Annotated in this window: 11 protein-coding genes and 1 pseudogene; all 12 read left to right on the top strand. The window is 43.3% G+C overall.

From position 1 onward, the window contains the following. Positions 1–927: 927 nt before the first annotated feature. The 12 genes and pseudogenes from ltrA to G519_RS0112675 all read left to right on the top strand — a co-directional run bounded on the left by ltrA (position 928) and on the right by G519_RS0112675 (position 15,139). Positions 928–2,190, top strand: coding sequence for a group II intron reverse transcriptase/maturase (ltrA, locus tag G519_RS0112735; RefSeq protein WP_029195028.1), 1,263 nt, complete (start codon positions 928–930; stop codon positions 2,188–2,190). Positions 2,191–2,306: 116 nt separating this feature from the next. Further along, entirely contained in the window at positions 2,307–3,770 is a 1,464-nt protein-coding gene (locus G519_RS48940; protein ID WP_208860889.1) for an IS1182 family transposase, read from the top strand. Positions 3,771–4,041: 271 nt separating this feature from the next. Further along, complete coding sequence (locus tag G519_RS0112725; RefSeq protein WP_029195027.1) at positions 4,042–5,343, top strand: IS110 family RNA-guided transposase; 1,302 nt, start codon at positions 4,042–4,044, stop codon at positions 5,341–5,343. A 418-nt stretch (positions 5,344–5,761) separates the two neighbouring features. Further along, positions 5,762–6,148, top strand: coding sequence for an MDR/zinc-dependent alcohol dehydrogenase-like family protein (locus G519_RS42820; protein WP_029195026.1), 387 nt, complete (start codon positions 5,762–5,764; stop codon positions 6,146–6,148). Between the two features lie 582 nt (positions 6,149–6,730). Next, a pseudogene (locus G519_RS48935) lies at positions 6,731–7,380 on the top strand (glycoside hydrolase family 3 C-terminal domain-containing protein); the annotation flags it as partial. A gap of 419 nt (positions 7,381–7,799) precedes the next feature. Then, on the top strand, positions 7,800–7,958 hold the full coding sequence (locus G519_RS50155; RefSeq protein WP_154669565.1) for a hypothetical protein: 159 nt from the start codon (positions 7,800–7,802) through the stop codon (positions 7,956–7,958). Positions 7,959–8,414: 456 nt separating this feature from the next. Next, a complete protein-coding gene (locus G519_RS0112700) occupies positions 8,415–9,413 on the top strand; it encodes a LacI family DNA-binding transcriptional regulator (protein ID WP_029195022.1) in 999 nt (332 codons plus the stop codon). Between the two features lie 254 nt (positions 9,414–9,667). Then, positions 9,668–11,167 (top strand): sugar ABC transporter ATP-binding protein, encoded by a 1,500-nt coding sequence (locus G519_RS0112695; protein WP_029195021.1) that lies wholly within the window; start codon positions 9,668–9,670, stop codon positions 11,165–11,167. Positions 11,168–11,187: 20 nt separating this feature from the next. Continuing rightward, positions 11,188–12,171, top strand: coding sequence for an ABC transporter permease (locus tag G519_RS0112690; RefSeq protein WP_051253356.1), 984 nt, complete (start codon positions 11,188–11,190; stop codon positions 12,169–12,171). A gap of 47 nt (positions 12,172–12,218) precedes the next feature. Continuing rightward, on the top strand, positions 12,219–13,226 hold the full coding sequence (locus G519_RS0112685) for a sugar ABC transporter substrate-binding protein (protein WP_029195019.1): 1,008 nt from the start codon (positions 12,219–12,221) through the stop codon (positions 13,224–13,226). A gap of 41 nt (positions 13,227–13,267) precedes the next feature. Then, positions 13,268–14,296 (top strand): zinc-binding dehydrogenase, encoded by a 1,029-nt coding sequence (locus G519_RS0112680; protein ID WP_029195018.1) that lies wholly within the window; start codon positions 13,268–13,270, stop codon positions 14,294–14,296. A 63-nt stretch (positions 14,297–14,359) separates the two neighbouring features. Next, on the top strand, positions 14,360–15,139 hold the full coding sequence (locus G519_RS0112675) for a TIM barrel protein (RefSeq protein WP_029195017.1): 780 nt from the start codon (positions 14,360–14,362) through the stop codon (positions 15,137–15,139). The last annotated feature ends 249 nt before the right edge of the window (positions 15,140–15,388 follow it).

The following is a 15,388-nucleotide window of genomic DNA, read 5'->3' as shown; positions in this document are numbered from 1 at the left end:
AAGTGAGTATTTGTCTCTTAAGGACGAAATAAAAAATCTAATCGATGGTTAAGGAGGGAAGCCCCTTTCAGGGTGAATGAAAGGGGCTTTTTCCTCTTTCATTTTTTCGGGGCGAAAACATGAGCAAAGTTCAACTGATGGCTATGCAACGGAAGTATGAGACGCTTAAAAAGTTAAAGGAGTACACCGTTATCGGTTCACTTAATCTGAAATAAGCGAAGATCACATTTTTTTGAGGAGTAAGGATGAGGTAATGAAGCTGGCTGGAATTTGCGCGTTGCAGGGCAATCGCGTCGTATTGTGGCGGTACTGAATAATCATCCAAAACAAATATATGGAGGGCGGGCGATAATACATCGACCTGCCCTTTTTTGTGTGCGCCCAGCATGGGCGCTATCTATAGGGTGTAAGTCCCGAATGGCGAAGGCAGTAGTAGTCATTAGCTTAAGACAAGGGTGTCTACCGCGAGGTAGAATCTGAAGGAAGTCGGCGGCAAACCTCCGGTTCGAGGAACACGAATCTCATATAGGCTAACGTTCGTTGGATGAGGCTGCACAACAAGTCAAAGTCCATACTGCCAAAGGCGAATGGGAGTAAATGAGGCGAATAGATGGAGGGAAAGATAGCGTCCTTACCTGGGGAGATCTGTACGATATGCGAAGTAACTTCGTAACCCTGCTTGTGAAAGTAGACTGAACGTACAGAAGTCAGCAGAAGCCATAGTACGCAAGTGTTGCAACACTTGCGGAAGGGCTGAACATGAAATAGGTATTTGTATATCAAGGCGTTCAGGATGAGTGTTGAAAGCAGAAAATCCGAAAGGACCTGACTGAAGGAGGAAGCGGTGAATCCCGTGTGGGACTTCGGCAGGGCAGAATTCATCCCTGGCACAAGAGGAAGGTACAAATCACGCAAGGAGTTGTTGAAATGTTAGAGCAGTTACTGTCGCGGGAAAACCTTCTAGAAGCATTAAAGCGTGTGGAAGCAAATAAAGGAAGCCATGGCGTAGATGGTATGTCCGTAAAATCCTTACGTGAACACATCAAACAAAACTGGCAGTCCATACGACAAGCGATAGAAGAAGGAACTTACCAGCCTAGTCCCGTGCGTCGGGTCGAAATCCCGAAACCCAGCGGCGGAGGCGTCAGGAAGTTAGGTATACCTACCGTGACAGACCGAATGCTTCAGCAGGCAATAGCCCAAGTGTTAACGCCATTGTTTGATCCACAGTTTTCTGAGCATAGTTATGGGTTTCGCCCGAAAAGGCGGGGACATGACGCAGTGAGGAAAGCCGGAGAATTCATGAAAGAAGGATACCGATTCGTAGTCGATTTAGACTTGGAGAAATTCTTTGACCGCGTCAACCATGACCGTTTAATGATGAAGATTTCGGAGAAAGTGAAGGACAAGAAAGTTCTCCTTCTTATTCGTAAATATCTTCAATCGGGAGTGATGGAGAACGGGGTAGTTAAACCTACATCAGAAGGAGCGCCGCAGGGTGGTCCACTGAGTCCGTTATTATCTAATATCGTACTGGACAAGTTAGACAAAGAACTAGAGAAACGTGGACATCGATTCGTCCGTTATGCGGACGATTGTAACATCTACGTGAAAACCAAGAGAGCAGGCGAACGAGTCAAGGCATCCGTAACCCAATTCATCGAGACGAGATTGAAACTAAAGGTCAATCAAGCCAAAAGCGCGGTAGACCGTCCTTGGAAACGGAAGTTTCTTGGGTTTAGTTTCAGTGTGAACAAGGATCCGAAGGTAAGAATTGCAAAGCAATCCTTACAGAAAGCGGAGGCTAGGATTCGAGAGATTACCTCTCGAAGAAAATCGATAAAGATGGAAGAGCGAATCAAAGAACTAAACCAATACCTTATTGGATGGTGCGGGTACTTTTCGCTTGCGGATACGCCAACTGTCTTCCAAGACATGGATAAATGGATTCGAAGGAGGCTACGTATGTGCCTTTGGAAACAATGGAAGAAACCGACAACCAAAGTCAAAAGGCTCATATCCTTAGGCATACCTAAGGATAAAGCCTTTGAGTGGGGGAATACCCGAAAAGGGTATTGGCGAATTGCAGGAAGTCCGATTTTGAAGCTTACGTTGAATAACCAATACTGGAAATCCAACGGATTAAGTAGCTTATTGGACAGATACAACTCACTACGGAGTATTTCATGAACCGCCGTATACCGAACGGTACGTCAGACTGTCTAACAATTATTAATAAATCTTTGTTGTTGGCATGGAAATAGATGATCTTTGTCGAATCTCTATATAAAAGGGGATGAGCGTTTATGCCTTTTATCAAAGGTGAAGATAGAAATCAAATTCATTTACTTCCAAATACGTTGGATGATTTTGTCGAAGAAGAAAGTCCTGTACGAGTGATCGATGCTTACGTCGATAGTTTGGCTTTGGAAGAGTTGGGGTTTCAGGTGTATTCGGGAACCAAAGCTGGCCAAAAACCTTATCGTCGGGAAGTTCTTCTCAAACTCTATCTTTACTGTTATATGAATGGTATTCGTTCTTCTCGTAAAATGGAAACCGAAACGAAAAGAAATATTGAACTGATGTGGCTAATTAACAAGCTCCAGCCAGACCACGGCACTTTATCTGCTTTCATGAAGAATAACCAAGCAGCCATAAAAAAGCTGTTTAGAGAGTTCACCTTAATGTTAAAAGGTTTCGGATTGATTGATGGTCAACTTATCGCAATTGACGGCACAAAAATAAAGGCGAATTGCTCTAAAAAGCAACACTTTAATGCCAGTATTGTCAGTAAGAAACTAGAACATATCGATGAAAAAATAGATGCATATTTGCGTGACTTTTTAAGGGAGGATAATCGCCAAAAAAAGCAGGAAATCACTGAAAAGTTAGATGTCTATCAGAAGAGAATGCATGAGTTGCAGTTAATTAAAGAAGAACTTAAAGAAACAGGTGAAAACCAGCTTTGTGTTACCGACCCTGATGCCAAATCAATGAAAAACAACGGAAAGCATGAAGTTTGTTTCAATGTTCAAACTGCAGTGGACAGCAAATATAAACTAATCGTGGACTGCGATACGGTCAATGATGTTAACGACCAAGGGCAGTTGTCTAATATGGCGCATAAAACAAAGCAGGTTTTTCGTGATCAAAAAACTACAATTGTGGCCGATACAGGTTATTATAATTACCTTGAAATCATCGACGTTTTCGACGAAAATACAGAACTCTTAATTAAGCCGCAAAAGGGAAAGCAAGACAAAGTGGCAAGTGGATTTGATAAAGCGAACTTTAAATATGATTCCATAAACGATAAATATATTTGCCCGTTGGGTTATGAATTACCTTTCAAATGGAACGGAAAACAAGATGGTAAAGAGTATAGGCGTTACACTTGCGAAGCCTTCGATTTTTGCGGACAAAAAGAGTCCTGTACTTCTGCCAAAGGCGGAAGGGCGGTAACTAGGCTTAGTGACGAAGAAGTGATCGAACAGATTACCGAAAATACACGTAAACAAAGTAATATTTATAAGCAAAGAGGGCAAATCGTTGAGCACCCTTTCGGGACGATAAAACGTCACTGGGGCTATACATACTTTTTAACACGAGGGTTGGGATCAGTAGGTACTGAGACCAGTCTGATTTGTCTTGCCTATAATTTCAAGAGGATAATCAAAATAATGGGTGTGAAGGAGCTCATACGTCTCTTAAGAGACCGAGCTCCTTTAATCTTAAATATGTATAACGTTTATTTGAGAAAAATAGCATGAATCCACATTTTAATGAGTACTCAGCAATCAGTTGTTAGACAGTCTGACGTACGGTGGTGTGAGAGGTCGGGGGCTAGTCGCCCCCTCCTACTCGATTGGGAGGAAGCGTAAATGCAGATGTTTAATCGCAATAGCGATCCGAAAAAGGCGGTTAAAGGAGCTATTCCTGTAATGAAGTAATTTGAGCTTTGAAAGAAAAAAGCGCCTCTAGTATACTGGGAATCGTTGTTCCGGCAAGAACAAAACCCACATACGAAAAGAGACACTCATTATGAAGCATAAGATGAAACAGAAACAAAATCAACGTATTACAAGAATTACCGAAAAAACGCTCGTTGTTGGTGTAGATATAGCCAAGCGGCTTCATGTCGCTAGGGCAGTAGATTTTCGTGGAATTGAGCTCGGCAAGGATTGTGTTTTCAGTAATGATGCAAAGGGGCTAGGAAGCCTTGTAACGTGGATGAAGGAGCTCGAGCAGTCTCACAGCAAGACGGATCTCATTTTGGGTATCGAGCCTACCGGACACTACTGGTTTCCACTAGCTGCTTACTTGCAGAATGAAGGAATCAAATTGGTTCTCGTCAATCCTCACCATGTGAACAAAAGCAAGGAACTTGAGGACAATACCCAAATAAAAAGCGACTACAAAGACGCCAAAGTCATTGCTAACCTCGTTCGAAACGGGAACTACACAGAACCCAAATTACCGACAAAGGAATATGCAGACTTACGGATCTCGATGAACACAAGGGAGCAGATTATGGGCAGCTTAACACAAGTTAGATCCAGGATTGCCAATTGGTTCGATCGTTACTTTACAGGGTATTCGAAGGTGTTTAAAAGCTGGGATGGTAAGGCGTCATTGATGACGATGCGTGAGTTCCCGACACCAGAAGAGATTGTCTCTAAAGGCGCCAGAGACATCCTTGCGTGCTGGAAGAAGGAAGTTAAACGCGGAGTCGGAATCAAGCGTGCTGAGCAGCTCTGTGCAGCAGCAGAGGTTTCAATTGGGCTTAAAGAGGGTCTAGTTGCTGCGCGGGTTCAGCTTCGTATGCTGCTCGAAGAATTCGATCTTTACATGAAACAAGAAGAGCAGATTATGAATGACGTTTTAGAGATATTGGGGAAAATCCCCGGAACTGCCGAAATGCTAAGTATTCCAGGCGTAGGTGTTGTCACCATTGCCGGTTTCCTTGCTGAAATAGGAGATATCAATAGTTACGACCACGGACAACAGATCATACGGTTAGCTGGACTGAATCTCGTAGAGAACAGTTCAGGTGATCGCAAAGGAAAGACGGGTATAAGTAAGCGAGGACGTTCTCGTTTAAGGGCACTGCTGTTCCGCTGTATCTTGCCGCTAGTGGCTAAAAACGAAGAGTTTAAAGTGCTGCACAAGCATTACACGACGCGACCTCGAAACCCATTGAAGAAGAAGCAATCGCTCATCGCATTATGTGGAAGACTGATCCGAATCCTTCATACATTGGGGACGAAACAAAAGTCATACAATGCTGCTGAAGTGTTAAGACCTATTCATCAAACCAGCATACAACAACAGAGTGCTGCTTAAGAAAATAAACAGCTATTAACCTGAGTTTTCGCTTATTCACATGTGTATAACAATGACAATAGAAGCATCGGAGAAGCCGAAGAACTACACACCATAAGGGCTGCGACCCCGTAAAGGAGCAAGAATCGGCATCCACCCCTTGAGAGGTAGAACGAAGGAATGTAAGGGCATAGACCCAGCGTGACATGGGAGGGTGAACCCCAAGGGTGAATGTGGAGATCCACTGTGCGATCATATCCAATTATCCACAGTTTTGGAATCCAAACGATCCTAAGCTCTGTTCCCGCCTACGTCTTTACAGAAAATGATGTAGAGTCTACATTCTCCACCACTACCACACAAGGTGTCAAAGTTGTAATACTGAGAATAAGCGAGAAAACGGGAGAAAACATTACTTTATAGTGGGAGGCAGGTCTATATGTCCCAAATGCAATTTGATCTATTAAACGGCGGCATTTTGGAACCCTTAACTCTTGTTGAGCACATGAAGACTAATGCCCCTGAAGTAGATCCAGCTGTAAAGCATGTTGTTTGTTACAGCGGTGGCGAGACCTCGGGCATTGTTGCTTACGAAGTTACCCGCAATTATGGCGCTGAAAACGTCATTCTGATCAATCACGATATTAACCCTTGGGTCGAGCATTGGGACATTAAGAGGTACAAGGTGGAGTTGGCTGAACGACTTGGCGTGGAGATCACTTACGCGAATATGCTGTTTTGGAATGAAAAAGATCAATTCGATGTTTGTGTTGAGGCAAAGGCTTTTAAGGTTGGAGTACATCCGCTCTCTGTACGAATCGGTTGAAGACTTCCCCATTCCTTAAGTGGTGAAATGATAATTTTCCTCCGAATCCTGAAACGGGACGAAACGACGAGATCATCATCTATTACGGATTCGAAGCGGGAGAGACGGACTAGGACGTATAAAATGGAGGATATCTATGGAGTGGTCAAGCACGGAAATTGCATTAAAACCGAACCTTAGTGAGCTTTACTGTATAGCAGTAGCCGGCCACAAGTCCTGTTTTCGCACAACGAACAACGATCGAGTCCCGATGGAGATTCCTATATACATGAATGTTGGTCATACGAACAATTCGCATACCACTGCATCTTCTATCACCACGGAACCTTGCACTTCTTATTGCGCGTTATTCGCTTTATGCATCCAATTGCTTCTGTTTATTTCGCAATGATTTTGTCAAATCCCTACTGCTTTTAATTGGCCGTTTATGAGTGCCTACAACAAGTTGAACGGCACCTATGCTTCAGAGAATAAGCGGCAGCTCCTCTTTACCATCCACCGTCTCAAGATAGGCCCGATCGTAGCTGACGACGGGGTTTTGGCACGAGTCGCATTAGCCGAAAGTATCTATCACTTCGTGAAGCTGATGTAGCCGTTATTTTCGCCGGCTTGCCTGACCGGTATGAATCGGAAGGCTATGACCGGACCCATCTAAAGCTGCCGGTCAACCAAAATGAGCTGATCGAAGCGGTTGCCCGCGTGCAGCGTAACGTTGTCGTTGTTCTCATGAACGGCTCAGTAGTCGAGATGCCATGGGCTGATCGCGTACTGTCGATCTTGGAGGCATACCTGGGCGGGCAAGCTGTCGGCGGAGCGATCTCCGATTTGTTATTCGGTGAAGCGAACCCAAGAGGTAAGCTGGCGGAGACGTTCCCGCAGAAGCTGAGTGACAACCCGTCGTTCCTCTTCTTCCCTGGAGAAGCTGATCGAGTGGAATATCGGGAAGGCATCTTTGTAGGTTACCGATATTACGATACCAAGCAAGTGAGACCGTTGTTTCCATTTGGCTATGGACTCAGCTATACAACGTTCGCGTATTCCGATTTGCTGTCGACCGCAAGGAGATGCTCGATTCGGATATGCTTCAAGTGACGGTAAAGGTGACAAACACAGGAACTCGTGCAGGAAAAGAAGTAGTACAGCTTTATGTGATGGATGTCGAAAGCACCGTGATTCGCCCGGTGAAAGAACTGAAGCAATTTGCAAAGGTTGAACTTCAGTCAGGAGAGCAACACAAATTTGTGTGTTCACTAGAATGGTTGTTAAAAGGAAACGGGGTTCAGAATACAGAGTTTTCAAAAGATGACTCAGCAAGCTTAGAACTCAGTAATTTTTAAATGGAGTTAATCAGTACTTTTAGAGAATTAGACATAAATAATCAAATGAAGCTTTGGAAATGTAAAGCTTAAGAAAAGGAGTCAAACAAGTCGGATTCCTGAATTAAGGTAATTAGCACAAACGGTAAGGGAACAAAATATGATGATGCATATTGTTGTCTAAATCCAAGGACAAGAACTTGGCCCCATTTAAGATATAGGATAAGATTGACCGCGGCAGATAAACGAGTTGCTCCTATTCCGAGTCGATGCGCACCCTATTTATAGGTAAAGATTCCATTATGCACATAAATAACTACTGTGGGCGTATATATATGGACACCAAGAAGCTGTCCCGCATCCTCTCCGTTCCGACAGGTTCTGAAGCCACTTGCTTGCAGGCAGTGTATAACTTAATGGATTCAACTGCCGCAGGCTGTGAAAATAATGAATGGCCGCATGATGATCATGTCCGACGTGTTGGGGCATTTTAAAGAGTAAGTAATAGGGCTTGCTTATAAGGAAGGATGTTCTCTCGGGAACGTTCTTTTCTTTTGTCACGGAGGGTGTGAGTGAGAAACGTGGTGTGAGAAATTTAAATTTACACAAACATTAGGGAAACATGTTTCCCATTCTGTTATGATTCGTTATGCGAGCTACCCGTGCTTGTTACGGGCTTTCAAAAGGCTCTTAGGCCGCTTTCGATCCAATATTTATGCGGTTATATGCTCCTTGGCTGTTTTTATGAAGCGGTCCCATATAGCGTAATGATTAATATTTATTTCGAGTCATAAAAAATACTGTTGACTTTATTTCAAGTCAGTACTATTCTAATAACAAGGAAACATGTTTCCTAAATCTTGAAGATCCCGATGTGATATATTATTACTGATCCTCACGTTTGATTATTAGTCATATACTTATTATTTTATGATGAAAGGAGAAGATTATTGAAAACAACCATTTACGACGTAGCAAAGACGGCAGGCGTATCCGTTTCAACGGTATCCAAGGTACTCAATAATACAGGAAGCATTGGGGAAAAGACTAAGCTGAAGATTTTGGATACGATTCGCAAACTAGAGTATCAACCCAACGTAGTCGCTTCGGCAAGAAAACGTCTTCAAACCATTGGATTTATGATGCCAAGTATTGCGAACCCCTTTATGGCGGAAATTGCAAGAGTTATCGAGGATTACGGTCGGCAGCATGGCTTCAGTCTTATCATTTGCAGTACGGATAATGATCCGGAGAGAGAGAAAGAATACATCTCCATCTTGCGAGAAAAGTATATCGACGGAATTATCATTGGTACAGGTTTGTTAAATGATAAATCAATTAAGAAAATCATCGAAAGCAACATCCCGGTTGTCATGCTTGCCCGCGATGTGCCTTCACTTGCTGTAGATGCCGTATTTGTTGACGATTTTTTAGGGGGATTTCAAGCGGCGTCCTATCTGATCGAGCTCGGACACGAGAAGATCGCCATGATTACGGAAGACCTCAAAATCTCTCCTGCGAGAAAACGGGTTGAAGGCTACCGGAAAGCGCTGGAAGAAGCAGGGATCAAGTATGATGAAAAACTCGTTATTCAAAATAACGTAACCTACAACGACGGCATGCTGGCTTCTGAACAATTGCTAAAGGTTCCTTCCCCGCCTACCGCCATTTTTGCTTCGACCGAAGCTTTAGCTATTGGCGCGATAAAAAGGGTGCGGGAATTAGGGCTTCGTTTACCTGAAGATATCTCAATCGTAGGATTCGATAATACCATGTTTGGGCAGATGTTCGATCCTCAAATCACAACCATTGCCCAACCTATTTACGATATGGGGCAAAAAGTGATGGAGTTGTTAATCGAGGAGATAAATGAGCCTAAGAAGGTAAAGCAGCGCATCGTTATGACGCCGGAGCTTGTCGTTGGAGGCACTACCGCTAAGAAGAAGTAAGCATGTCTTGCTCATCACAAAAACTTCAATCCATGCACATCTCTTTTCGCTTGGCTCAAGTCTTGGTCTTCAGCTGTTTAAGGTTGACCAGACTTGAACCACCGAGTTGAAGGATAGGCCTGTTTACTATGCCCTTTTCGCAAACTGAGCACAATTAAAATATAATTTGTAAGCACATACATAACCAAATAAGTTATTATTTATGATATTAATGTTCGAGTGAATCTCTATCCTACTCCGAAAGGGATGATCCAATGAGTGATGACTGCTTGGTAAGAATGGAGAACATTACGGTTCAATTTCCGGGTGTTCTAGCACTTAATAACGTTAGATTCGATGTGAAGCGTGGAGAGGTTCATATTCTGCTCGGAGAAAACGGGGCGGGAAAGTCGACGATCATGAAGGTGCTCGCAGGTGTGAACACCGACTATCAAGGGGTGATTTATTACAAAAACCATGAGATCAAAAGCTTAAGCGTAAAAGAGCAAATAGAACGCGGGATCAGTATGATTTTTCAGGAAACCAATTTACTCAAAAATTTAACGGTCGCGGAAAATATTTTTTTGGGCAGACAGCCAACGAAGAGCAACGGAAACGTAAATTGGAATTTGATGAACGAACAGGCCCGGAAGCTTCTGGATGCTATAGGCTCCAACATTTCTGAGAAGGCGATGGTGTCCTCTTTGAGTATCGGTCAGATGCAAGTGGTCGAAATTGCGAAGGCGCTTTCATATGATGCGGATATCATTATTATGGACGAACCGACCTCAGCGCTTTCCCAGAAGGAAGTAGAAGGACTTTTTAAGATTATTAGGGAGCTTACTTCAAAGGGCGTAGCCATTGTTTACATTTCACACAGGCTGGAGGAAATTATTCAAATTGGGGATCGCATCACCGTCTTTCGGGATGGAAGATATGTCGAAACCGTACCTGTAGACGGAATCACTGTTGATAAGCTAATCAGCATGATGGTAGGGCGCTCATTGTCAGAGCAATATCCTAAGCTTCATGTTGAGCCTGGGGAAAAGCTTTTGGAAGTGAATAACCTCGTACAGAAGGATAGTCTGAACAACATATCGTTTTATGCCAGAAGCAATGAGATTGTGGGTTTCTATGGTTTGATGGGAGCCGGGAGAACTGAGCTTATGAGAGCGGTATTCGGGGTAGACCCATTTGAAAGCGGTGACATTCATATCGACGGCAAACCGGTTAACATCAGAAATTGCTTAGACGCCAGGAAACATGGAATCGCATTTTTAACAGAAGACAGGAAAAATCAAGGGCTCATCTTGGACTTTTCCATAAAGGATAATATTCCGCTGGTCAACTTCGATAACATCATGAATTGGTTTGGGATCAACCAAATAATGAATACAGCCAATTGCCAGAAACTGACGGACTCTGTAAGGGTTAAAACACCATCCTTGAATCAGAAAACCAAGTTTTTAAGCGGAGGGAACCAACAAAAGGTCGTCATCGCCAAATGGCTGAATACCGATTCGCAAATCTTTATTTTTGATGAACCTACTCGAGGGATTGATGTCGGGGCCAAGTCGGAAATTTATAAAATTATGAATTCACTGAAGAAAGAGGGAAAAGCGGTCATTATGGTTTCATCCGAACTGCCTGAAACGTTAGGGGTTTGCGACAGATTATATGTTATGCATGATGGGACGATCACGGGCTGTTTTGATGATATGTCGGAGCTGACAGAGGACGAAGTCATTAAGTATGCGACTGGGACCCATAAATAAGATCAGGGAGATGAAATTGTATGAGAAAAAGCAACGTCGAACAAAATGCTTCTCCAGCGCCGTTTGTTTGGAAATATAAGCTGAACTATACCCGATTTTCAACCATTATTGGACTGGTCATTCTTTGCGTTGTTATATCGGTTCTGTCACCCGTTTTTTTAACAACCAACAATTTATTAAATGTTTCATCTCAGATTACAGTGAATGCGATCCTCGCTTTGGGCATGACCTTCGTGATCTTAACCGGTGGGATTGATTTATCCGTAGGCGCAGTGGTTGCTGTATCCGGTATTGTCATGGGGCTGCTTATGAAAGCGGATGTCCCTGTCGGTATAGCCATGCTAGCTTGTGTTGCTATCGGCACCGTGATTGGTTTACTCAATGGACTGATGGTTACGATGGGCAAGCTGCCTTCGTTTATCGCTACTTTAGGTATGATGAGTGTCTCCCGGGCGCTTGCCCTCATTTTAAGCAGCGGTGCCGTTTTGTCTACGTTTCCGGATAGCTTTCGCTGGATTGGCGTCAGCAAAATCCCCTTCACATCGATTCCCGCCCAAGTTCTTTTGATGATCATTTTGTACACCGTGGGTTATTACATTTTGGTATACAGAAAAACAGGACGATTTATTTATGCTATCGGAGGTAATCCAGAGGTAACGCGATTGTCGGGTATCAATACAAAAAAATATATCAACATCGCCTATATCATTTCTGGCATGACATCCGCCATTGCAGCCATTGTCTTGACATCCAAGTTAAACGCTGCGCAGCCTTCAGCAGGGTATAACTATGAGTTGGACGCAATCGCTGCTGTTGTGATCGGAGGCACAAGTCTCTCGGGCGGCGTAGGAAGCGTCTGGGGCACATTGATCGGTGCGGCCATAATGGGAGTTCTAAGAAACGGCTTGAATTTGCTAAACGCCAGCTCCTATTTGCAAACAGGAATTATCGGTTTGGTCATTATTGCCGCCGTCTTATTGGATACCATTAAGAAAAAGGTGTAAACACGCCATTGTGTTCACATAAAAAAAATGAGAGCGAGGAATAGAAAATGAAAAGAATAAAAAAAATTCAAACCTTGGCTTTAGTGGCAATGATGATGGTTATCTTTATTTTAGCAGGCTGCAGTGGAAGCGCTAACACAACAATGTCTGGTTCTGCTCCTAACGAAGGAAGTCCAACGAGCACATCTGGCGAAAAAAGAATTACAGTGGGTTATGTTGTAAAGCACTTGCAGGATGAATTCATGAATACTCTCAAATCCAGCGCAGAGGAGCACGCGAAAAAACTAGGCATGAATTTAATCTTCCAAGCGCCGGAGAAGCAAACGGAAATCGAAAAGCAAGTTCAAATGGTTGATGATTTGATTGTTAAGCGTGTAGACGCGATTGTGCTGTCGGCTATGGGGCCGGTCGAATTAATTCCTTCGATTCGCAAAGCGAATGAAGCAGGTATTCCTGTCATTCTAGTCAATGACACCATTAATGATAAAGAAGCTGATAAGCAGGGTGCCAAGTACGTAACTTATATTGGTACGGATAATCTTCAAGGCGGGAAGGTTGCGGGTGAATATGTTAAGGCTAACTTTAAGGATGGAGTAAAAGTCGCGATGATCGGCGGTATTCCCGGCGTTATCGGCAATGAGGAAAGACTTGCCGGATTCAAAGAGGGCATTAAAGGAGCTACGAATATCGATATCGTTGCTGAACAACCTACGGATTGGACACGCGATCAAGGCTTTAGCGTAATGCAAAATATTTTGACTGCGCATCCTGATATCAAGCTTGTATACGCAGTAGCGGATCAGATTGCGTTTGGCGCACTCGAAGCCATTAAGCAGGCTAACCTCGAAGGGAAAATACAGGTGATTGGCTTTGATGGATCGAAGGAAGCAAAGCAGTTGATTAAAGACGGTAAGCTGCTAGGAGACGTAGCTCAATATCCGGAAGATATGTCCAGAGTAGCGCTTGAAACCGTTCAAAAGATTCTTAAAGGGGGCCAAGTCGAGAAATCGATGCCAACAAAAGTGGAGCTGCTGACGAAAGCTAAAGTGAATTAGTGATATAAGGATAACTTCTACGGACGAAAGGTGATGGGGACATGCAGGCAGTCGTTTTTAAACAAGAAGGTCAATTTTCAGTGGAGGATCGACCGATTCCTACAATAAAAAATGATGACGAGGTTCTGTTGAAGGTTCTTGCAGCAAGTATTTGTGGAACAGATGTTCATATCCTGGCATCGCCTCCAGGCCATCCGGCAACTGAAGGAAAGATTCTTGGACATGAGTATGTTGCTGAAATCGTAGCCATTGGGAGTAGGGTTGAGAACGTAAAGGTCGGCGATCGCGTATGCATAGATCCTAACTTGACCTGCGGCGGATTTTGCAGCTCCTGTAAAAATGGCATGCCGAATTTATGCGAGCATGTGATTACTTACGGTATTTTCGAAGATGGAGGCTTTGCAGCCTTTAATGTCGTACCCGCAAGGATGATATATCCTATATCGCATGATGTGCCCGTTGAGCTAGCGGCTTTAGTGGAACCGTTATCATGTGTTGTGAATGGATGTGACAAGATTAATGTTCAGCCTGGGCAGTCCGTTGTCGTACTCGGAGCGGGTCCGATGGGCCAGCTTTTCATTCAAATGGTAAAGGCTGCTGGCGCATCCAAAATAATTTGTGTTGACCTCTCGGATTATCGTTTGGATATTGCTATAAAATCGGGTGCGACCCATACAGTTAGTCCCAATAAAAACGATATTCGTGAATTCATACTTAAAGAGACTGCACTTGGAGTGGATGTCGTGATCGATTGTGTAGGATCGTTGTTTGATCAAGCTGTTAGTTTGGTTCGCCCGGGGGGCCAAGTGCTGTTATTGGGCTTAAATTCACATGCCCTGCCTGCGGTTAAGCAATACGATATTACCAAAAACGAAATTTCCGTAAAAGGAACCTTCATTTCTAAGTTCAGCTTTGCCAAAGCTATCCACATCGTGGAATCCGGCCTGTTGAATTTGGAACAGTTGATTACTCATCGATTGCCGATGGATCGGATTGGGGACGGTATTATGGCTATGCGTAAAGGTGAAGCGCTTAAGGTTATAATTTATCCCTTAGATCACGAGGAATAAGACTGCATTCTATCTGCCGGCGGAAGCCGGCAGAACATCACAATGTAAAGGAGGAATCATCACTTGAAAAAGTCATTATGCCTCGAGACGGTATTTACAGAAGAGAGTTTTGAGAGAAGATTTGAGCTTGCAGCTCAGGCTGGGTTTGATCATGTGGAATTTTGGACGTGGCAAGATAAGGATATTGAAAAAATAAAATACCTTTCTGATAAACACAACCTGACGATTGCCAGCTTCTCGGGAGATCATGAGTTTTCCTTGGTGAATAGAAATGAAAGCTCCGAGTATATCCAATTCGTTGAGGAGTCCATCAAAAGGGCGCATGTTTTACAGTGCGAGCATTTGGTTATTCACTCAAACGCTCTGGGAGAAGAGGGCAGGGTTCTAAATCGGTATGAGGATATTAGTGATTTTGCTAAATTCGCTACTATATACGACACCTTGAAAAATTTAGCACCTATAGCGGAACGAGCAAAAGTCACGCTTTGTTTAGAGCCATTAAATATTCATGTAGACCACGCGGGAAATTTCTTGGCCTATTCGAGGGATTCCGCTGATTTGATTCAGCTGGTTAACTCACCGTACATTAAAATGTTGTTTGATGTTTACCACATGCAGATTAATGAAGGCAATTTAATAGGAAACATCGAAAAGTACGTAAAACAAATCAGTTATTTCCACATCGCAGATGCCCCCGGACGGCATGAGCCCGGCACGGGAGAGATCCATTTTAAAAATATAATGAACACGTTAAGAAAGCTTGAGTATAAAGGGGTAATTGGTTTTGAGCTGTACCCTTCAAACAATAGTATTGAGATTTTAAGGGATTTGCTTTGTCTTTGAGTATGAATAAAGATCTGAGCATATTGACTTTGCAAAGCTCGTCATTTGTATGGGTTTAGAGCACAAATTAGAGCGCGATGGGGATGGAAGTGCTTGTGAAGGTAACTCGCTGGGCCTCAGATCGATAAGGACTGAGGCTGTTTATGGTCTATTTGTAGATTATTGCGAAAAACAATTAGAAAATGAAAACGCTAACATAACTCTTGTGTAGTTTTGATTTTAGTGGTAATATTATTATATAAATAGGGT

The organism is Paenibacillus alginolyticus DSM 5050 = NBRC 15375, assembly GCF_000422905.1.
GTDB lineage: Bacteria > Bacillota > Bacilli > Paenibacillales > NBRC-103111 > Paenibacillus_E > Paenibacillus_E alginolyticus.
This window is presented reverse-complemented; position numbering and strand designations above follow the sequence as displayed.